The organism is Paenibacillus sp. FSL K6-3182, from assembly GCF_037976325.1.
In the GTDB taxonomy this organism is placed as follows: domain Bacteria; phylum Bacillota; class Bacilli; order Paenibacillales; family Paenibacillaceae; genus Pristimantibacillus.
Map to the genome: position 1 here is coordinate 4,485,999 of NZ_CP150265.1, position 18,394 is coordinate 4,504,392.

Consider the following 18,394-nt stretch of genomic DNA (forward strand, 5'->3'; position numbering starts at 1 on the left):
CTATTCCTTAATCATATGCTGGCTTGTCTGTCTTTCATGCCGGGCACAGGCACGTTGTTAGGCGCATATCATAAAGAATTGAGTTTGAGAAAGGCGGAATAACAACGATGCAAGTGCAGGTTATATCCAGTGTGAACGAAGCGAGCTCGGCAAGATTTCATCATAAAACGGCAATTATTATCGATGTTTTGCGAGCTACAAGCACAATTGTTACCGCTATTGCTGCGGGAGCTTCATGCATCATTCCTGCTGAAACGGTAATGGAAGCGCGAGCACTTCAGCGACCGGGAGATTTGCTTGGAGGAGAACGCTTTTGCCGGAAAATCGCGGGTTTTGATGTTGGCAATTCGCCAGAGGAATACACCGAGCAGGCCGTCGCTGGCAAACGAATTATTTTGACGACTACGAACGGAACAAGGGCAATCCATAAATCAATGAGGGCGGATCATGTGTTGACCGCATCGCTTCTAAATGCGGAGGCTTGCGCTCGAGCAGCGATCGAGCTGCGGAGAGATGTCGTTATTTTGTGCGCCGGGAGTCACGATGAATTTGCTATTGAGGATGGCTTGTGTGCCGGCCTTGTACTTGATAGACTTCAAGGCTTAAGCCACTTCGCTATAGAGATGGATGACTTTGGCTGTGCGATGCTCGCTTTGTACCGAAATCGCTCCACTCAAGTGAAAGAAACGATCATGAACGGAATGACCGGAAAAAAACTGATAAAGCTAGGAATGAAAAAAGACATAGAGGCATGCTCCGCTATCGATATCTATCAGGAAGTACCTAGACTGAACGGTGATCAATTAACGAGGAATGGTTGAAATTCCAAGTTAATAAAAACAATAAAAAGCGTGCTCCCTAACAAGGAAGCACGCTTTTATTATTTCTATTAGATTAACGGCGATCCTGAGGGCCGCCTACAAATGCCTGCTCTGCTGTATCAAGACCATACGCAGTATGGAGTGCACGTACAACTTCGCTGAGCGGCTCTGCATTAATAACGCAAGAACATTTAATTTCAGATGTGCTTACCATCTTAATGCTTACACCTAGTGAAGATATGGTTGCGAACATTTTCGCTGCTACGCCTGGATTGCTGACCATGCCAGCACCTACGATCGATATTTTAACAAGATCGGATTCCGATGTCGTTTCACGGAAAGGAACAGTGCCGCGAATTCCCTCGATAACGGAGATCGCTTTATCTTTATCATCGCCTGAAAGCGTGAAGGAGAAATCGGCTTTGCCATCCTGAACACCGCTTTGTACGATAATGTCCACATCGATGCCGTTGTTTGCTAATGCGCCAAACACATTTGCAAGCACGCCAGGAACATCCTCAACTCCCATAATGCTGATTCTTGCTACATTTTTGTCAAACGCGATGCCGCGAACGACCACGCCTTGCTCCATGACCGCTTCCTCCTTCACACTTGTACCTTCGTTTTGAGTAAAGCTTGAACGCACAACTAGCTTTACATTGTTATGCTTAGCGTATTCCACCGCACGCGGATGCAATACAGCAGCGCCTAAATTAGCTAGCTCTAGCATCTCATCATAAGATATTTCATTTAGCTTGCGCGCATTTTTTACTACGCGAGGATCCGTTGAGTAAATACCGTCAACATCGGTATAAATCTCGCAAACGTCTGCTTTCATCGCAGCTGCCATTGCAACTGCAGTCGTGTCAGAACCGCCGCGGCCGAGTGTTGTTATTTCTCCCTCTTCCGTCATCCCCTGAAAACCTGCAATAATAGCTACATTACCCTCTTCAAGCGCTTTGAACACGCGCTCTGGATGGATATTAGTCATCTTCGCTTTACCATGCACCGCTTCTGTACGAATGCCTGCTTGCCAGCCCGTGAAGGAAACGGCCTTTGCACCAAGCTGATGTACGGTCATCGATAACAAGGCTATCGAAATTTGCTCTCCAACTGTTAAAAGCATATCCATTTCCCGCGCCGGCGGATTTGGATTTAGCTGTTTCGACTGATCGATTAAATCGTCTGTCGTATCTCCCATGGCAGAAACAACAACAACGATATCGTTGCCTTCTTGCTGCCTCTCAATAATACGTTTTGCTACACGCTGCATCCGCTCCGGCGTTCCAACGGAGCTGCCGCCAAACTTCATCACGATTAACGACAAAGCCGATTCACTCCTAAACCTGACATATACATACAAGTCAATATTATATCACATTGCGCTTACCTATGGGTATATTCTCTTACAAAAAAACCGTCCGAAATCCTTCGGACGGTTTTAAATATAAGAATTTATAAGCTAGCACTCTTATAAACGGCTTATATTTCTCCGCGAAACGCAAGCTTAGCCTCCAAGGATGGCTTTAGCCGTTTACACTTGTCAAGCTGCTTACTAAGCGCGCGAGATGTATTTGCCTTCACGAGTATCGATCAGCAAAACGTCGCCTTCGTTAATGAACAATGGAACTTGAACGTTAAGGCCAGTTTCAACCTTAGCTGTTTTTGTTGCGCCTTGCGCTGTGTTGCCCTTCACGCCCGGCTCTGTTTCAATAACTTTCAGCTCTACGCTGTTTTGCATTTGAATACCAAGGATTTCACCTTGATAGCTCGAAATGTTAACGTTCATGTTTTCTTTCAGGAAGTTAAGCTCCCACTCAAGCTGTTTCTTGTCCAAGTTAAATTGGTCAAACGTCTCGTTATCCATGAATGTATACTCCGAACCAGAGTTATACAAATATTGCACTTCACGGTTTTCGATGATCGCGCGGCCAATGCTCTCGCCTGCACGGAACGTTTTCTCAACAACGTTGCCGTTGCGAAGGTTTTTCAGCTTAGAGCGTACGAATGCAGCGCCTTTACCAGGTTTTACGTGCTGAAAGTCTAGAACTGTAAAAATATCGGAGTCTACTTGCACGGTCAAGCCTGTTTTAAAATCGTTTACTGAAATCATTGCTGATTCCCTCCTGAATGAATAGTCCTTAACCCAGAGTGATTAAATCCTTCGGGGATGAGGTTAATATTTTAATACCGGTTTCCGTAATAACGATGTCATCCTCAATGCGTACGCCGCCGAAGCCTGGTACGTAAATGCCGGGTTCTACCGTAACCGTCATGCCGGGGGTTAAAATCGTTTCACTGAATTTGGACAACCTAGGGGCCTCATGAATTTCCATGCCCAGACCGTGTCCGGTACCATGTCCAAATAGATCGCCATAACCGTATTTCGTAATGATGTCGCGAGTTAGCGCATCCGCTTCACGACCGGTCATGCCTGGCTTAATATGCTCAAGTGCATGCAACTGCGCTTCAAGCACGATATTGTAAATCTCGAGATGCTTAGCTGTCGGAGTGCCGACCACGACTGTGCGTGTCAAATCGGAGCAATAACCGTTGTAATAAGCGCCGAAATCAAGCTTTACAAACTCATTATTCCCAATAATGCGATCGCTAGCTACTCCATGCGGCAACGCAGAGCGCTCGCCTGAGGCTACGATCGTATCGAAGGAAGAAGAAGTCGCGCCATGGCTGCGCATAAAAACTTCCATTTCAAGTGCGATATCCGTTTCACGAACTCCTGGGCGAATGAGCTTCAAAATGTGATTGAAGGTGCTGTCCGCAAGATCGGCAGCTTCCTGCATAATTTGAAGTTCTGCCTCGTCCTTAATGTAGCGAAGCTTTTCCACTAATCCTGAGGCAGGCTCAAGCGTGATACCGTCTAATGTTTTCGACCAAGCAGTAAATTCACTGTATACGACATGGTCTTGTTCAAAAGCCAGCTTCGACAACTTATGTTGTCTTAGCAGCTCAAGCACATCCGCAAGCGGATTCGAACCATGCTCAACAATTTGAAAATTGACCGCCTGCTGCGGCGCTTGTGTGCGGTAGCGGAAATCCGTAAGCAAATAGCTTTCGCTTAGCGTAATCAACACCATGCCTGACGAACCAGTGAATCCGCTTATGTAGCGACGGTTATACTCGCTTCCAATTAGTATCGCTTCAAAGCGATGTTCTTCCATCAGCTGCCGAAGTCGTTTTACTCTATCGTTTGCCATAACCGCTTCACCCTCTCTTAACTTATTACTGTTTGTTCAAGTGACGTACGAGCGCAGTTAGACCAAGCTCATAGCTATCAGACCCGAAGCCGGCAATTTGACCGACTGCAATCGCAGCAACGACGGACGTATGACGGAACGCTTCTCTCTTGTGAATGTTCGACATATGCACCTCGATAATCGGCAAATCAACGGTGCTAAGCGCATCGCGAAGCGCGTAGCTGTAATGGGTCCAAGCACCAGGATTGATGACAATGCCGTCTGCCTTGCCGTACGCACTATGTATTCGATCAATCATATTGCCCTCATGATTCGTTTGGAAAAATTCAACGGAGACGCCAAGCGCCTCAGCTTTATCCTTCAAGAGCGATTCGATGTCTGCAAGTGTTTCTGTCCCGTATACGCCAGGCTCACGAATGCCGAGCATATTTAAGTTCGGTCCGTTTAAAACAACAATTTTGTGCATGAATGCACCTCCCAAGCAACCGAATCCATCATAGGTTCAAAGATCATTAGCCATTTTACCACAAATGTCTGCCGCTTGAGAAGTAGAACTCGCTACTGAGCTTTCGCAGGCTCCCTCGATGCTTCATCCGTGAACTCAAAAGCAATCGAATAACCAATGAATACACCCCATAGAAGAAAGACACACAACTCTGTGTAAAGCGTATTCCAGCCCGCTTTCGTGATGCCTGGCATAACGCCGAGCAGTGGTCCCGCCGCAATAAACAAAATCGCCCACCAAACCAATCCGTACACGATACCCGGCCAAGGTCCTCGCAGCTTCCCAAGTATAACTTTATATAGAAAGGCAGCCACAATAGAAAAAATAATAAACGCTCCAACACTTACGACTTCTCCCCATCCCGTTTTTAGAAAAGAAGCTTTAAAAAAAGGATCTGCCACAAATCCGGGAAGCACCTTCGTAAAATTCATCTCAAAGAACATCCAGCGTACAACGCCCCATATTAAGCCAGCAAAAAAACCGATTTTGATTGCGTAAAGCCACGGGTTTGTTACATGATCCTGTTTATCATATTGGTTTCGTTGTTTACTGTTAGCCATTACGCTAAGCCTCCACTCTGATTTCCATAGTTGTCCGAATTAGTATGTGAAATAATAGCGATGGATAACCATACTTTACCGTCAACTTGCCTATCCCTTCCTTTATGTATGCTGGCGTTGGCAATTGACTGATAGATCAAGTACAATAGACATACAAAGATAAGGTACATTCGTCGCAACAGCTAAGACGATATTCCAATCAAGGAAGGTGACACGCACTTGCCGCAAGACTCCCGAAGCATATATGGCGGACAAGCGGTTATTGAAGGCGTTATGTTTGCTGGCAAACACGTTAACGTAACAGCTGTCCGACGCAAAAATGATGAAATCGTATTTTATGAAGTACCTCGCACAACGAAGAATTGGATTCAAGCATTGAAAAAAATCCCTCTCGTTCGAGGCGTTGTCGGTATTCTTGAATCAAGCGCCAAAGGCTCCCAGCATTTGAACTTTTCTATGGAAGCCTACGCTGAGGATGAAGCCGGTGAGGGTAAAGAAACAGACAGCAATCAACAACCTGCTGCAGTAAAGGAAGAAAAAAAGCAAGGCTGGAGTCTCAGCATGATTGTTGGCGTAGCTGTCGCTGGCGTGCTTTCCTTTATTTTCGGCAAACTTATTTTCACTGCTGCACCCGCAGCGCTCGAGGAACTTCTTTTCTCAGGGGTATTTGAAAATAAGATCGGTCATAACTTATTAGAAGGACTTATCAAAATTATTTTGCTGCTTTCTTATTTGTATTTCATTTCCATGACACCGTTAATTAAGCGGTTGTTCCAATATCATGGAGCTGAGCATAAAGTAATTAGTACTTATGAAGCTGGTGAAGAGCTTACGGTTCAAAATGTACAGAAGTACAGCCGCCTTCACTACCGCTGCGGTTCAAGCTTTATCGTGTTCACCGTTATTGTAGGTGTTGTTGTCTACTCGTTGCCGTTCTTTACTTGGGACACAATATGGGAACGCGTCTACATCCGTATCTTACTGCTTCCACTCGTTCTTGGCCTCTCCTATGAGGTGCTTCGCTGGACAAATGCTTTGCGTGAAATTCCAGTGCTGCGCTACCTCGGATATCCGGGACTATGGCTGCAGCTTCTAACGACCAAAGAACCGCGTGATGAGCAAGTTGCGGTATCCATTGCTTCCTTCAAGCGCATGCTTGAACTAGATAAACAAATGAAATAATTTCTATTGAAAAAGGAAAGGCGGAATTACAATGAGCAGAATACCAAGCAAATGGAATGTTTGGTCCATATCGTTTTTGGCGCTGCTGTTGATCGGTCTCGTTTACAGCGTTATCCAAAGCCCAATAACCTTTCTAATTCCCATTGTGGTGCTTGGCGGCATTTTCTTGCTTTATAAATATCCGCCTTCTTTCTTAAGAGGTTACAATACGCGGCAAGGAGGAGTACATGTCACACAAAGACGTGCTCCTGCAAGCAAAACGAGAACGAACAAGAACCGCTCCAAGACCGTGCCGTTTCGTGTCATTGAAGGCGGCAAGGAAGATGACGATACACCTAAATATCATTAAATCAAACAAAAGGCCCGAGGCATAATTGCCTCGGGCCTTTTTGCTTTCTCGTTCGTATCGATATGTATTACTCGCTGTCCATTTCCGCACGCACGGCGCGAAGCTCGTCCATACGCTGAGAATCTCTTCGGAAATATTCAACTAAAGTTTCAATACAGGTTATAGAGTCCCAGCTAAGATGATGCTCGATTCCTTCAACATCCTGATAAATATTCTCGTCCTGTACGCCAATCGTCGTTAGGAATGACTCTAACAATTGATGCCGATCAACAAGCCTTTTGCCCATTTTTTTCCCTTTATTGGTCAGGACCAGCCCGCGATACTTCTCATAGATCAAATAATTATCTTTATCAAGCTTTTGAATCATCTTGGTGACCGATGAAGGATGCACCTCTAGTCCTTCTGCAATGTCCGAGACACGCGCATAACCTTTTTCATCAATCAACTTATAAATTCTTTCCAAGTAGTCTTCCATGCTCGGTGTCGGCACTGAAGAACCCCCTAACCATACTTCTTCACCTTTTTCACAGGCGTTACTTATTGTATCATACACTGTTCATTGTGTTCACTGCAACCCAAGCCCATCTCCAAAATAGATAAAGAAGCGCAAATATCACTTGAACTTACCAGTTTCAGCTTCGCTCATCCTTCACACAATAAGATGATGTTGATTGTGATGAATCTACAGGAGGAATGAGCTATGAGCACTGCAATTATTGATCGTCCTAAACCAGATCGCTCCACCCTCTCCTTTGTTCCCGAGCTTGTTTATTTTGAACCATCTGCGCTCGATTATCCTAAAGGGCAGCGTATTTTTGAATGGGTTAAAAAAGAAGGCATTCCTTACCGGATGACAACCTCACATAACCGGATTACGAATTTACCGGGCGATACCGAGCTTGAACAATACAAAATCGCCAAAAGAACGCTTGTCGTTGGCATACGCAAAACCTTGAAATTTGATACTTCGAAGCCTTCAGCGGAATACGCCATTCCGATAGCAACCGGTTGTATGGCTCATTGTCATTATTGTTATTTGCAAACAACCTTAGGAGCAAAACCTTATATTCGTGTATATGTCAATATAGACGATATTCTAGAGGCTGCTGAGGGGTACATCAACGAGAGAAAACCGGAAATTACCCGCTTTGAAGCCGCATGTACATCCGATCCCGTCGGACTGGAGCCCATTACAGGCAGCCTTCGCGAGCTTATTGATTTTATGGGGGAACAAGAACATGGACGGCTTCGGTTTGTGACCAAGTTTCACCATGTGGATTCCCTTCTTGATGCAAAGCACAATGGACATACCCGTATCCGATTTAGCGTAAATGCCAAATATGTAATCAAGCATTTCGAGCCTGCTACATCAAGTTTTGATCAACGCATTGAGGCCGCCGCAAAGGTCGCTAGAGCAGGTTATCCAATGGGCTTTATAATTGCCCCTATTATTTGGCATGAAGGCTGGGAGGAAGGCTATGGCGAGCTTATAGCCTCACTTGCAGACAAACTCCCGCAGGATGTGACCAAAGACCTTACATTTGAACTCATTCAGCATCGTTTTACAAAAACGGCAAAAGCAGTTATTGAAAAGCGGTATCCACGGACGAAGCTTGAGATGGATATTGAAAAACGCAAATATAAATGGGGTCGCTGGGGACAAGGAAAATACGTCTATCCCGATGAACAAGCAAATGCGCTCCGCATGTATTTATCGGAGCGCATCTTTGAACATTTTCCTGAAGCAAAAATTGAATATTTTACGTAAGAGATCAGTATCTGCTTAAAATTTCAACCATTCCGGCGTAATCATGTTAAGCCAGATCGTGATTTTGGTCATTTGATCGGTAAACAATAATACACCCATCAAAATCATAACAGCTCCGCCAACCTTCATTACGCTAGCTGAATATTTCAGTATCCATCTTGCCGTACCAAGGAAAAAGGCAAGTACAAAAAAAGGAATCGCAAAGCCTAATGAGTAAGCAGTCGTTAGCTGAAACCATGTGCCAGGTTCCGATGCTGCAAGACCTAAAATCGCAGTAAGCGCGGGACCTGTACATGGGGTCCAGCCTGCGGAGAAGCCAATTCCAAAAATAAAGGAGCTGACATAGTTCGCTTTTTTCGGAATAAGATTCATTCTTCGTTCCTTCATCAGGAGCTGCGGCTGAAATAATCCGATTAAGAATAGTCCCATCAAAATAATCAATATCGCTGATAATTGCCTAATCAGATCTCGATACTCGCTAAAAAATTCAGCAAATACATTCGTTCCGTAGCCTAATGCATAATACACGGTGCAGAAGCCCAAAATGAAAAACAGCGTGTGTGACATCGTTCGCATGCGTTTTTGTTTGGCATGTGAATTGCCCTTCAAATCCGCTACCGATATTCCCGTTATGTATGATAAATACGAAGGATAAAGCGGTAAGCAGCAAGGTGATATGAACGATGCAAAGCCAGCCCCTAAGGCCAGCCAAATGTTAATGTCGGACAAACCCTCTCACTCCAATCCTCATTAACTGCCTGGTCGCATGCCACGGCGGAAAACGAGCAGCAACAGCAGCACAGCAATTAGCAATAATACAATGGTACCGCCTGGTGCCAAATTCCATACACCCGCGATTAGTAAGCCTAATACAACGGCAATCTCGCCAATAATGACGACCGTTATAACGCTTTGACGGAAACTGCGGGCAATGATCAAGCTGCATGCGGCTGGTATAGTCAGCAAGGCCGATACAAGCAGCGCACCTACAATTTTGATAGAGACACTAATAACTAGAGCAGTAAGCACGCTAATCATAACATTATAAAATTTGACGGGCAAGCCGCTCACTGCTGCCGCGTCCTCATCAAACGTAAGCAGGAATAGCTCCTTTACTTGAAGCCTGATCGCAACAAGAACAATCAGTGTAACGACGCCTATTACGTAAAGATCAGTGGTGCTCAAAGTATAAATGCTTCCAAATAAGTAACTATTCACATTGCTGTTGAATCCTTTGCCCATCGTGAATAATAATGATGCGAGCGCGACTCCGCCTGACATGATAATGGCAATGGACAGCTCTGCATATGATTTATATGCTTTCCGAAGCTTCTCAATAGCAAATGAGGCAATAATCGCAAACACAAATCCCATAGCAATTGGATACACGCCAATCAAGAAACCTAGCGCTACTCCAGCAATAGATACATGCGATAAAGTATCTCCAATCATTGAAAGCCTTCGCAGCACAAGAAATAAGCCGATTAGCGGAGCCGTTACCCCGATTAGAAGTCCGCCAATAAGAGCCCTTTGAAAAAATTCACTAGTTACGATCTCCAACCAAAACAACCTCTTTCCTGCTCTCCATTTGTTCCCTTAGCCCTTTCAGGCTGTGTGCAAGATCATTTTCTACACAATCCTGCGTTTCGTGCGAATGTTTAATATGAAACTTGAGCTTCCCGTTTCCACTGGCTGGCTCTTGTCCTAAATACGAGCGAATCATGTCAAGGTCATGAGAAACCATTAGAAATGTAATGTTATGATGTTGATGCATATGCTTGATCATGTGAAAGAAGCTTTCCTGTGTCTCCGTATCTATCCCCACAGTCGGCTCATCTAGAATAAGCAGCGATGGGTTGTTAATGAGCGCTCTGGCAAGAAATACACGCTGCTGCTGTCCGCCCGACAACTGCCCGATACGTTTATCCTTTATATCCTCAATCCCCATTGCTTGCAAAGCATCATCACATTTTTGATAATCCATTTTGCTTAGTTTCTTAAACAGCTTGCTTCGCCCATAAAGGCCTGACAAGACGACCTCCCGAACAGTAGCTGGGAACAACGGATTTAATGTGTTTTTCTGCGGGACATATCCGATGCGCTCCCACTGCTTAAATTTGTCTACTTTCTCACCAAACAAACGGATCGTTCCGCTCGTTGGCTTTATCAATCCAACGATCATTCGCAGCAGCGTCGTTTTTCCAGCGCCATTCGTGCCGATTAATCCGATAAAGTCCCGTTCTTTCACCGCGAAGCTTAGCTTTGATATAACTGTCTGCTGTTGATAAGAGAAGGAGACATCCTCCAATGAAATAACCTCTTGGTGACAGCTTGCATCCGCATTTGTCATTCGATTTGATTGCGCCATAATTTATCTCCTCACAGCAATGCGGAGCATAAATCAGCTCCGCAGGTTTGCCTTTTGCTCTATTGTAATGCTTGCACAAGATTTTGCAAGTTTCGTTCCATTAGGGTTAAGTACGTGTCTCCCGCTTTTTCTTGATCCGGCGTTAGGCCTTCGAGCGGATTAAGCACCATTGTCTCAACGTCCGCTTCGCCTGCAAGCGTTTTGGCAAGTTGATCTGAAACTAATTCTTCGAAAAAGATATATTTTACATCGTTTGCTTTAACAAACTTCGCAATTTTGAGCAAATCCTGTGCACGCGGCTCAGCGTCAGGGCTAAGCCCCATGATAGAAATTTGCTTCAATCCGTAATCACGAGCTAAGTAACCAAACGCTTGATGCGAGGTAACGATGTTTTTGTTCGATGTTTGTGCAAGCTTTGCCGTGTAATCCGCATCGATTGCTTCGAGCTTTCCTTTTAGTGCCTCGTAGTTTTTCTCATAATCTGCTTGGTTTGCGCTATCGGCTTCAATTAAGCTATTTTTCACATTCTCGGCTAATGTAAGGGCTGATTTCGGACTAACCCAAGTGTGCGGGTCCAAGCCGCCATGTTCATGTGATTCTTCATCAGCATGTTCTTCTTCATGTTCATGATCATGCTCATCTTCATTACCCTCAATTAATGGAATGCCTTTGCTGATTTCTTTGGTCACGACTTTGCTGTCTTTGGACAGGCCTTTCAGAAATCCGTCAACCCAGCCTTCTAGTCCCGCTCCATGGTACAGAAACAGCTGTGCCTTCGACGCTGTATCAAGATCGCGGCTCTTTGGTGTCCAATCATGCGGCTCTACGCCTGATGCTACTAGATTAACCGCTTTGACATGATCTCCGCCAATTTCCGATGCTAGAAAAAATAATGGATAGAAGCTGGTAACGACACTAACTTGTTTCCCCTCTGCTTGACCAGTTCCCGTGCTGCCGTTCGCTGGTTGGTTTGATGAGCCTGAATTATTCGTATTATTGCCGCAAGCCGCTGCAAAAAGCAGCATTGCTGATAAAAGAAAACTAAGCGCCATAGGTCTTGTCTTTGATTTCAGTCTATTCATTTTGATTTCTCTCCATTCATCTTTCTCACTTGTTCGTAATCGTTATGATTACGTTTTGTATTATACGATGACCTGAAATAGACTGTCAACCTAATTTCTTAGCAAAAGCTAGTAGAAGTTTCCTACCGATCATGACTCACAGCTGCAATTTAATCATATAGATTATCTTTATTGACCAAAATGATATGAATTATGATTGATGCTAATTTTTGAAGAGCAGCAAAACATAAAGGCACCCCAGAAGTTAAACAACCTCAGGGGTGCCTCCGTATATGAACAAATGAACTTACTTCACAACAGCGCCGTTTGGCATATTGTCAGGAACCGTTGCAAGTGTAAGCTGATCGCCATGTGATGCTGCAAGAATCATTCCTTGCGACATTTCGCCGCGCAGCTTAACCGGCTTCAAGTTTGTAACGCAAATAACTTTGCGTCCAACCATTTGCTCCGGTGTGTAAAACTTAGCAATGCCGGAAACAACCTGGCGCTGCTCATACCCAAGATCCAATTGAAGCTTCAGCAGTTTATCTGCTTTGAGAACTGGCTCTGCAGAAATAACCTGAGCAACGCGAAGCTCTACCTTTGCAAAGTCATCAATTGCAATTTCATCCTTGCTCTCAGGCGCAGCCTGTGGTGCTTCATCCGCTGCCTTCGCCGCATTTGGCTGCTCAGCTGACTGCTCTGACTGTGTACCGCCGCTCATTGCTGCTGCGATAAAAGCAGACTCCTCTGACGTATCGAGGCGTGGGAACAATGGTGTACCCTTGTTTACTTTCGTTCCGCCCGGCAGCGAACCGAATTGCTTCGTGCTCTCCCATGAAGTTAGTTCACCTTGCTCAAGTCCAAGCTGCTTCCACATTTCCCTTGGAGAATGCGTCAAGAACGGCTGCAGCAGAATCGATACGATTCGCAGCGATTCCGCCAAATGATGCATGACCGATGCTAGCTGTCCATTTTTGGACTCATCTTTAGCAAGCGTCCACGGCTGTGTCTCATCGATATATTTGTTCGTGCGGCTTACAAGCTGCCAAAGGGATGACAGCGCCACGGAAAACTCCATATTTTCAAGCGCTGACTCTACCTGAACGATCGTTTCACTCGCAAGCTTCTGCAACGATTCATCAAATTCGGTTACACTGCCTGCAAATGGCGGGATCACACCGTCAAAGTATTTATCGATCATCGCTATCGTTCGGTTAAGCAGATTACCAAGATCGTTCGCCAAATCGAAGTTGATTCGTTCAACGAAATTTTCTGGCGTAAATGTTCCGTCTGCGCCAAACGGCACTTCTCGGAGCAAATAATAACGAAGCGCATCAAGTCCGTAACGATCGATTAGCATTACTGGATCGACAACATTGCCTTTGGATTTTGACATTTTGCCATCCTTCATCAGAAGCCAGCCATGTGCAAACACCTTCTTAGGCAGCGGCAAATCGAGCGCCATCAACATGATTGGCCAATAAATCGTGTGGAATCGAACAATTTCCTTTCCGACCAAATGTACGTCAGCCGGCCAGAAATCACGATATTTCTGATCATCGCCTTCATTTCCGTAGCCTAATGCCGTGATATAGTTGGAAAGCGCATCAATCCACACGTAAATGACATGTTTAGCGTCTCCAGGCACTTTAATACCCCAATCAAACGTTGTACGCGATACAGCCAAATCCTCAAGGCCCGGCTTAATGAAGTTGTTGATCATCTCATTCTTGCGTGATTCCGGTTGAATGAAATCTGGATTGTCTTCATAATATTTGAGCAAACGATCAGCATAATTGCTCATGCGGAAGAAGTAGCTTTCTTCTTTTACAAGCTCAACCGCACGTCCGCAGTCTGGGCATTTGCCGTCAACCAACTGACGCTCGAGGAAAAACGACTCACAAGGCGTACAGTACCAGCCTTCATACGTGCCTTTATAAATATCGTCCTGTTTGAGCAGCTGAGCAAAAATTTTCTCAACAACAACCTTATGACGATCCTCCGTCGTACGAATGAAATCATCATTGGAGATTTCCAGCTTCGCCCACAGATCTTTAATGCCTACAACGATATCATCAACAAATTGCTGCGGGGTTTGGTCCTTTTCCTTTGCTTTGCGTTCAATTTTCTGTCCATGCTCATCTGTACCCGTCAAATACCATACATCATAGCCGCGCAGACGTTTATAACGTGCCATTGCGTCACCAGCCACCGTCGTGTAGGCATGTCCAATGTGAAGCTTATCGCTCGGATAATAAATCGGCGTTGTAATATAAAACGTATTTTTTTTCGTCATTTTTACTCCTCCTATTGCATTAGTCTAAAAAAACGCAAAAAACTCCCGTCCATCATGGGACGAGAGTTTGAACTCACGCGGTACCACCCAAATTTCAATCCGGAAATGAGCGGTTAAACCGCCACTTCAAGAAAGCTTCGTGTGCCGCCTGCATGGCGGCTTGCGCCGTTAACGCCAGCTTCGCGTCGCTCCCTTACCCAGCGCTGCCGCTGAAGCTCGAAAGCGAATCCTCCCGGACCATTTTCCAATGGCGTCCCTTACCGGCTTGCACCATGTTTCCCGGCTCTCTGAAAAGGTTCTGCTATTGTACTTATCCATTCCTCGGACATATAAATAAAACCAAAACTAATTTTACCACTTATAAATCAAAATATACCCAAATAGAGCCCTCTCTGTCAAGGAGCATCTATGTTGCTGTCTTTTGCAGGCGGAACGGGATCATAACCACCAGCATTAAAGGGATGGCACCTGGCAATTCGCTTCATAGCAAGCCACGAGCCCTTAGCCGCTCCATGCTTCTCGATCGCTTCGAGCGCATACATCGAACAGGTCGGATAGAAACGGCAAGATGGCGGGGTCAAAGGTGAAATCACTTTGCGATAAAAGAGGATCGGAGCTTGAGTCACTCTTTTCATTACCCGTTTCTCTGACATTAGGCCTCGCTAACTGCTGACTCGTCTTGTATGCAGTCTTTGCAATATCCGAACACCTCGAATTTGTGTTTCACAACTCGGAAATCATCAGGAACATTCGTTTGCTCCATTGGGCAGAAGGTAATGGGATAAGTCATCCCGCACTGCAGGCAAATCATATGATGATGATGTTCATTCTCTCTGCAATGCAGCTTGAACTTACCGCCATCCTCAAAAATAACCTGCTCCAGCACACCGAGTTCTTCCATCACTCGCAAATTGCGATATACGGTATCAAAGCTTAATCCCGTATACGATTTCCCCATATATTCATAGACTTCCTTCGGAGCCAAATAACCCTGTGTCTCAGAAAAAAGCTTTGCGAGCGTTTTCCTTTGATCCGTTATTCTCAATCCTTGACTAGACATGCGTCGTATAATGTCTTCCATCGTATGCATATGTCGAACCTCCGGACTAAAAATTGTATATCTCCATAATGACGAACAAACTTAAAACGGCTAAAGCCGCCTATGGAGGCTTAGCATTCGTTTCGCGGAGAATTATATAAGTCCATTATAAGCAATAAAACTTATAAAGTCTTATATTTAAAAAAAGCTCTCGTCAATGAGAGCCTCCATTTAACCATTTAATCTCATGTTGATCATAAAGCTAGCTGACATCGCTACAAATAACAAGATACTAATAATGCCGACGAGCTTCCGCCTAGTATTGAGCTTATTAATTAACGCGGAATCATTGGAGAGCCGTTTCGATTCCGAGTACGAGCGATGCATAAACATATAACTGATAATGGAAACGACGAACAGCATGTTAATAAAAAACCATATAATTGTCCAGGTCAAGCCCTTACCTCCGGTCGTGATCAGCTATAAAAAATTATAGATACCACTTATTTAATATGTACATGAAGACTACAAAACTCACGACCGCTCCTGCAAAACTAAACCAGCCTGTACGAAATTTTTGCTGAAACATCCGCAGGATACCAAAGCTCAGCAAACCGAAAATAAGCATTAAAAAAACGATTCCAAGTATGAATAACGAAGCAGAAACACTGCTTACATCGACTAAGGACACTGAACACACTCCCTTTTTACTAATATGTACATGTTCATTAGACATTATAAGGGATAGTGAAGCCTTTAGCCAGCTGTAATACCTGTCGATTTCGTGACAAAAAGAGCACATCTCATCTAGATTTGTGCCCTTCCTGTTCCTCCATACGTTAACTACCAGCGAATAATCGCTTCATGATAGGTACGATTGGTTGGCCTCTTCTGAAGCTTCACGTGCATAAAATTGTCTTTCACTAATGTTTTGCACACCTTTGGCTTCACAAACTTAGGCAGCTTGATCGTCTCCGGCTTACCGCTCGGCAGTCCATCCAGGCGCAGCCGATCTTCCCTTACGAACAACCGCAGCTGCTCTTTATCAAAGCCTTCCGGCAATGTAATCTTCACATTCAAAAAATGACGTGTTTCAGAAAAGGCGGCTGAGCCTCCTCCAATCATAACACCAGCCGCTTCGGGCAGTGCTTTGGTCATCATTTTACGCACATATTGCTCTACCCAAGCCGGTTCGCGCAGCAGCTCAAAGCCTTTCGGCATCTGCTGCTTCTCCATCCACCGTTCCATATCATCCCATTTAGATGCCACAGCAAACACCCGCCTTCCAGCACTTCTACCAGCATATGCGCCTTGAGCGTTTCAGGATACTTTCTGGATAGTAACCTCTGGGCGAATGCCGCATAAGCTATACCATAAACAATCCATTTATCAAAAATCATCTATACAAAGGGAGGATGCTCATGCCAGCTGTCGTAGGTTTTGTCAAAATTGTTAGCGTTGGCTCCGGCTCCATTATTCAATTTGGAGACGCCCTGGAAGTGTCGCCAAATAGCACTTCCAAGACGTATGCGGGATCAGGATCATTCCTAACCGGAAGCTTAACGAACTCAAATAACGCTGTCAGCGCAACAAACACCCTTGATCCGGATGTGCAAGATAGCTCGAATAATGATGTGAGTGCAATATGAGCCTGACCATTCATCAGCAAATTACAATTCATCAGCTACGTGTCGACAGCATATCGAACAGCTCCGTCCTGCAGGTCGGCAGTGCCGGATCCATACGTTCATTGTCACAACTCTATAATTCGGGCGGGTTCACTGAGCCTGCTCCAGAGTTATCCTCAGATAATCCGCTTTCCTTCGTCCCACTGCCTAACCCTACTTAAGCGGAAATTAGAACTCATTACGAGTAGGAGGTGCAAGTATCATGCAGCAAAACAATCCACTTTCCCCGTGGCAAATATGGTCACTTGAAGTACAAAATAAGCTTAACGAGCATTGTGAGCGGCTGGATGCACTTGAAGCAAAGGTCAACGCTTTATGTGAACAAGTAAAGCAGCTCGAAGCGCGCCCTACTTACCATATAGACGGCATACAATATCATTTTGATCAATTGAAAGTTGAGAAGCTGGACGGCACACTGAATATCGGGATGACCGCGCCAGGCATCGGAGATGATTCTATCCCTGGAAGCATTGAACAGATGACCGTATCAAATACGCCCGCTTTCCCAACTGCAGCCTCACCTACACCGCCGCAAAATGGGCTATACAATGATATTTATGCTGGGATGACTCGCTATTTGGATATGGAAGCTCAGCAAAAGCTGCTTTCCTACGAAAACGAGCTTCAAATTCCACTAGATCCTTATCATCGGCAAATTATTATAAATGATGTCCGCAAACAAGTGCCTGCTCGCATTCAGTACTATATGCAAAAAACAGATCGAGGCAGCGATACTCAACCAGCCGCGATTGATAACAATGCAGTCACAGCTACCGTTCTGTCCAAAACAAAAAGGGATGCCGACGCTGCATTGCTCGCATATATGCGAGAGCTGCAAAACAACTCCCCATCTACCGGAGGAATGTCATAATGCTGTATTTTAAAGTCGTTAATCATCTGCTTAGTGTTGGTCAAATTGAAGTGCTCGGCGTATCCAGTGCATCGATGCTGCAAGTTGGAGACACCGATAACGTAAACTTATATTCAATGTTCGATACACCGCCTGAATCTGTCATCGTTGGACCGATTGCTCCGTTTCCGCTTCCGGAAGAAGAATCTAGCGGCACTTTCGGGGGAAGCTAGGTGGCATCATGAATCGAATCAATGATCAATCTATCAATACCTTTCATGTTCGAACCGCAACTGTTGGGTTCTTGCGTATAATATCCGTTGGTCAGGCAGGTATTGTACAGCTTGGTGATCGCGCTGTGACGAGCGCCAAGCTTCGAGCACTAGCAGTGCAGCGGAAAGAAGATCATCTGATTTCAGGTGAAGTTTTTTTTGAATCCTATGAGCTTTTTTCACGCCCGCTGCCCGTTATCAGTGATCCGGAATTTGATAATGCTGGTGGTATTGAGCTGTTTCGAACCAATTGTGCGCCGAATATTACAGTCGGATACATACAAGTCATTGCATCCGGCTCAGCAGCGAGCATTCAGATCGGCAACGGAGTGACTCTGAACGGAGAATCACGAATCAAGCATATTCGGCAGTACCCCCGTCAAAATTCCGCTCTCTCTCAAGGTTGAGCAAATAAAG

24 protein-coding genes and 1 other annotated feature are annotated in these 18,394 nt (G+C 45.0%); of the genes, 9 read left to right on the top strand and 15 right to left on the bottom strand.

What is annotated here, in order from left to right; translation table 11 throughout:
* Window positions 1–107: 107 nt before the first annotated feature.
* Window positions 108–821, top strand: a complete 714-nt coding sequence (locus tag MHH56_RS19895) for a 2-phosphosulfolactate phosphatase (protein ID WP_339203367.1) — start codon at window positions 108–110, stop codon at window positions 819–821.
* A 73-nt stretch (window positions 822–894) separates the two neighbouring features.
* Here the strand turns inward: MHH56_RS19895 and MHH56_RS19900 are convergent, their stop codons facing one another.
* The 5 genes from MHH56_RS19900 to MHH56_RS19920 form a co-directional block, all read right to left on the bottom strand.
* The gene (locus tag MHH56_RS19900; protein ID WP_339203369.1) at window positions 895–2,148 is read right to left on the bottom strand and encodes an aspartate kinase; all 1,254 of its coding nucleotides are present in this window, start codon (window positions 2,146–2,148) and stop codon (window positions 895–897) included.
* A 228-nt stretch (window positions 2,149–2,376) separates the two neighbouring features.
* Complete coding sequence (gene efp / locus MHH56_RS19905; RefSeq protein ID WP_076266942.1) at window positions 2,377–2,934, bottom strand: elongation factor P; 558 nt, start codon at window positions 2,932–2,934, stop codon at window positions 2,377–2,379.
* Window positions 2,935–2,962: 28 nt separating this feature from the next.
* A complete protein-coding gene (locus MHH56_RS19910; protein WP_339203370.1) occupies window positions 2,963–4,036 on the bottom strand; it encodes a Xaa-Pro peptidase family protein in 1,074 nt (357 codons plus the stop codon).
* Window positions 4,037–4,061: 25 nt separating this feature from the next.
* On the bottom strand, window positions 4,062–4,502 hold the full coding sequence (gene aroQ, locus MHH56_RS19915) for a type II 3-dehydroquinate dehydratase (protein WP_339203371.1): 441 nt from the start codon (window positions 4,500–4,502) through the stop codon (window positions 4,062–4,064).
* 92 nt (window positions 4,503–4,594) lie between these two features.
* On the bottom strand, window positions 4,595–5,101 hold the full coding sequence (locus tag MHH56_RS19920) for a YqhR family membrane protein (protein ID WP_339203373.1): 507 nt from the start codon (window positions 5,099–5,101) through the stop codon (window positions 4,595–4,597).
* 219 nt (window positions 5,102–5,320) lie between these two features.
* Here MHH56_RS19920 and MHH56_RS19925 point away from each other — a divergent pair, with 219 nt between their 5' ends.
* Window positions 5,321–6,283, top strand: coding sequence for a DUF1385 domain-containing protein (locus tag MHH56_RS19925; RefSeq protein ID WP_339203375.1), 963 nt, complete (start codon window positions 5,321–5,323; stop codon window positions 6,281–6,283).
* Window positions 6,284–6,314: 31 nt separating this feature from the next.
* Window positions 6,315–6,632 (top strand): hypothetical protein, encoded by a 318-nt coding sequence (locus MHH56_RS19930; RefSeq protein WP_339203376.1) that lies wholly within the window; start codon window positions 6,315–6,317, stop codon window positions 6,630–6,632.
* Window positions 6,633–6,699: 67 nt separating this feature from the next.
* On the opposite strand, the gene mntR is transcribed toward MHH56_RS19930, so the two are convergent.
* Window positions 6,700–7,122: a transcriptional regulator MntR gene (mntR, locus tag MHH56_RS19935; RefSeq protein ID WP_053376766.1), complete on the bottom strand. Its 423-nt coding sequence runs from the start codon at window positions 7,120–7,122 to the stop codon at window positions 6,700–6,702.
* A gap of 210 nt (window positions 7,123–7,332) precedes the next feature.
* On the opposite strand from mntR, the gene splB reads away from it, so the two are divergent.
* A complete protein-coding gene (gene splB, locus MHH56_RS19940; RefSeq protein WP_339203379.1) occupies window positions 7,333–8,400 on the top strand; it encodes a spore photoproduct lyase in 1,068 nt (355 codons plus the stop codon).
* A gap of 15 nt (window positions 8,401–8,415) precedes the next feature.
* On the opposite strand, the gene MHH56_RS19945 is transcribed toward splB, so the two are convergent.
* The 9 genes from MHH56_RS19945 to MHH56_RS19985 all read right to left on the bottom strand — a co-directional run bounded on the left by MHH56_RS19945 (window position 8,416) and on the right by MHH56_RS19985 (window position 16,436).
* Window positions 8,416–9,129 carry a cytochrome c biogenesis protein CcdA gene (locus MHH56_RS19945; RefSeq protein WP_339203380.1) on the bottom strand — a complete coding sequence of 238 codons (714 nt, stop codon included), beginning with the start codon at window positions 9,127–9,129 and terminating at the stop codon, window positions 8,416–8,418.
* Window positions 9,130–9,150: 21 nt separating this feature from the next.
* Window positions 9,151–9,960 (bottom strand): metal ABC transporter permease, encoded by an 810-nt coding sequence (locus MHH56_RS19950; protein WP_339203381.1) that lies wholly within the window; start codon window positions 9,958–9,960, stop codon window positions 9,151–9,153.
* Entirely contained in the window at window positions 9,944–10,768 is an 825-nt protein-coding gene (locus tag MHH56_RS19955) for an ABC transporter ATP-binding protein (RefSeq protein ID WP_256710823.1), read from the bottom strand. Before MHH56_RS19955 ends, MHH56_RS19950 begins: the two co-directional genes overlap by 17 nt.
* Before the next feature lie 59 nt (window positions 10,769–10,827).
* Window positions 10,828–11,850 (bottom strand): zinc ABC transporter substrate-binding protein, encoded by a 1,023-nt coding sequence (locus MHH56_RS19960; protein WP_339203384.1) that lies wholly within the window; start codon window positions 11,848–11,850, stop codon window positions 10,828–10,830.
* Window positions 11,851–12,136: 286 nt separating this feature from the next.
* The gene (metG, locus tag MHH56_RS19965) at window positions 12,137–14,128 is read right to left on the bottom strand and encodes a methionine--tRNA ligase (RefSeq protein WP_339203385.1); all 1,992 of its coding nucleotides are present in this window, start codon (window positions 14,126–14,128) and stop codon (window positions 12,137–12,139) included.
* A gap of 52 nt (window positions 14,129–14,180) precedes the next feature.
* Window positions 14,181–14,459 (bottom strand) — a binding site (T-box leader).
* Between the two features lie 64 nt (window positions 14,460–14,523).
* Window positions 14,524–14,763 (bottom strand): membrane protein insertion efficiency factor YidD, encoded by a 240-nt coding sequence (gene yidD / locus MHH56_RS19970; RefSeq protein WP_339203387.1) that lies wholly within the window; start codon window positions 14,761–14,763, stop codon window positions 14,524–14,526.
* A 17-nt stretch (window positions 14,764–14,780) separates the two neighbouring features.
* The gene (locus tag MHH56_RS19975) at window positions 14,781–15,218 is read right to left on the bottom strand and encodes a Fur family transcriptional regulator (RefSeq protein ID WP_076266931.1); all 438 of its coding nucleotides are present in this window, start codon (window positions 15,216–15,218) and stop codon (window positions 14,781–14,783) included.
* Window positions 15,219–15,398: 180 nt separating this feature from the next.
* A complete protein-coding gene (locus tag MHH56_RS19980; protein WP_076266930.1) occupies window positions 15,399–15,623 on the bottom strand; it encodes a hypothetical protein in 225 nt (74 codons plus the stop codon).
* A 387-nt stretch (window positions 15,624–16,010) separates the two neighbouring features.
* A complete protein-coding gene (locus MHH56_RS19985) occupies window positions 16,011–16,436 on the bottom strand; it encodes an Hsp20/alpha crystallin family protein (RefSeq protein ID WP_076266928.1) in 426 nt (141 codons plus the stop codon).
* Window positions 16,437–16,588: 152 nt separating this feature from the next.
* On the opposite strand from MHH56_RS19985, the gene MHH56_RS19990 reads away from it, so the two are divergent.
* From MHH56_RS19990 to MHH56_RS20010, 5 genes are read left to right on the top strand one after another with little or no spacing between them, the layout of a single operon-like run.
* Window positions 16,589–16,816: a spore germination protein gene (locus tag MHH56_RS19990; RefSeq protein ID WP_054024261.1), complete on the top strand. Its 228-nt coding sequence runs from the start codon at window positions 16,589–16,591 to the stop codon at window positions 16,814–16,816.
* The gene (locus tag MHH56_RS19995; RefSeq protein ID WP_339203389.1) at window positions 16,813–17,016 is read left to right on the top strand and encodes a spore germination protein GerPB; all 204 of its coding nucleotides are present in this window, start codon (window positions 16,813–16,815) and stop codon (window positions 17,014–17,016) included. The genes MHH56_RS19990 and MHH56_RS19995 overlap by 4 nt, the downstream gene beginning before the upstream one ends.
* A gap of 41 nt (window positions 17,017–17,057) precedes the next feature.
* Window positions 17,058–17,726 (top strand): spore germination protein GerPC, encoded by a 669-nt coding sequence (gerPC, locus tag MHH56_RS20000; protein ID WP_339203391.1) that lies wholly within the window; start codon window positions 17,058–17,060, stop codon window positions 17,724–17,726.
* Entirely contained in the window at window positions 17,726–17,938 is a 213-nt protein-coding gene (locus tag MHH56_RS20005) for a spore gernimation protein GerPD (RefSeq protein WP_144376705.1), read from the top strand. Before gerPC ends, MHH56_RS20005 begins: the two co-directional genes overlap by 1 nt.
* A gap of 8 nt (window positions 17,939–17,946) precedes the next feature.
* Window positions 17,947–18,384, top strand: coding sequence for a spore germination protein GerPE (locus tag MHH56_RS20010; RefSeq protein WP_339203393.1), 438 nt, complete (start codon window positions 17,947–17,949; stop codon window positions 18,382–18,384).
* Window positions 18,385–18,394 lie beyond the last annotated feature (10 nt).

Bases quoted from the DNA above. Each gene is read 5' to 3' on its own strand.
- MHH56_RS19960 (WP_339203384.1), bottom strand. From the start codon at position 11,850: ATGAATAGACTGAAATCAAAGACAAGACCTATGGCGCTTAGTTTTCTT.
- MHH56_RS19975 (WP_076266931.1), bottom strand. From the start codon at position 15,218: ATGCATACGATGGAAGACATTATACGACGCATGTCTAGTCAAGGATTG.
- MHH56_RS20005 (WP_144376705.1), top strand. From the start codon at position 17,726: ATGCTGTATTTTAAAGTCGTTAATCATCTGCTTAGTGTTGGTCAAATT.
- splB (WP_339203379.1), top strand. From the start codon at position 7,333: ATGAGCACTGCAATTATTGATCGTCCTAAACCAGATCGCTCCACCCTC.
- efp (WP_076266942.1), bottom strand. From the start codon at position 2,934: ATGATTTCAGTAAACGATTTTAAAACAGGCTTGACCGTGCAAGTAGAC.
- MHH56_RS19990 (WP_054024261.1), top strand. From the start codon at position 16,589: ATGCCAGCTGTCGTAGGTTTTGTCAAAATTGTTAGCGTTGGCTCCGGC.
- yidD (WP_339203387.1), bottom strand. From the start codon at position 14,763: ATGAAAAGAGTGACTCAAGCTCCGATCCTCTTTTATCGCAAAGTGATT.
- metG (WP_339203385.1), bottom strand. From the start codon at position 14,128: ATGACGAAAAAAAATACGTTTTATATTACAACGCCGATTTATTATCCG.
- MHH56_RS19895 (WP_339203367.1), top strand. From the start codon at position 108: ATGCAAGTGCAGGTTATATCCAGTGTGAACGAAGCGAGCTCGGCAAGA.
- MHH56_RS19955 (WP_256710823.1), bottom strand. From the start codon at position 10,768: ATGGCGCAATCAAATCGAATGACAAATGCGGATGCAAGCTGTCACCAA.
- MHH56_RS19995 (WP_339203389.1), top strand. From the start codon at position 16,813: ATGAGCCTGACCATTCATCAGCAAATTACAATTCATCAGCTACGTGTC.
- gerPC (WP_339203391.1), top strand. From the start codon at position 17,058: ATGCAGCAAAACAATCCACTTTCCCCGTGGCAAATATGGTCACTTGAA.
- MHH56_RS20010 (WP_339203393.1), top strand. From the start codon at position 17,947: ATGAATCGAATCAATGATCAATCTATCAATACCTTTCATGTTCGAACC.
- aroQ (WP_339203371.1), bottom strand. From the start codon at position 4,502: ATGCACAAAATTGTTGTTTTAAACGGACCGAACTTAAATATGCTCGGC.
- MHH56_RS19920 (WP_339203373.1), bottom strand. From the start codon at position 5,101: ATGGCTAACAGTAAACAACGAAACCAATATGATAAACAGGATCATGTA.
- MHH56_RS19910 (WP_339203370.1), bottom strand. From the start codon at position 4,036: ATGGCAAACGATAGAGTAAAACGACTTCGGCAGCTGATGGAAGAACAT.
- MHH56_RS19930 (WP_339203376.1), top strand. From the start codon at position 6,315: ATGAGCAGAATACCAAGCAAATGGAATGTTTGGTCCATATCGTTTTTG.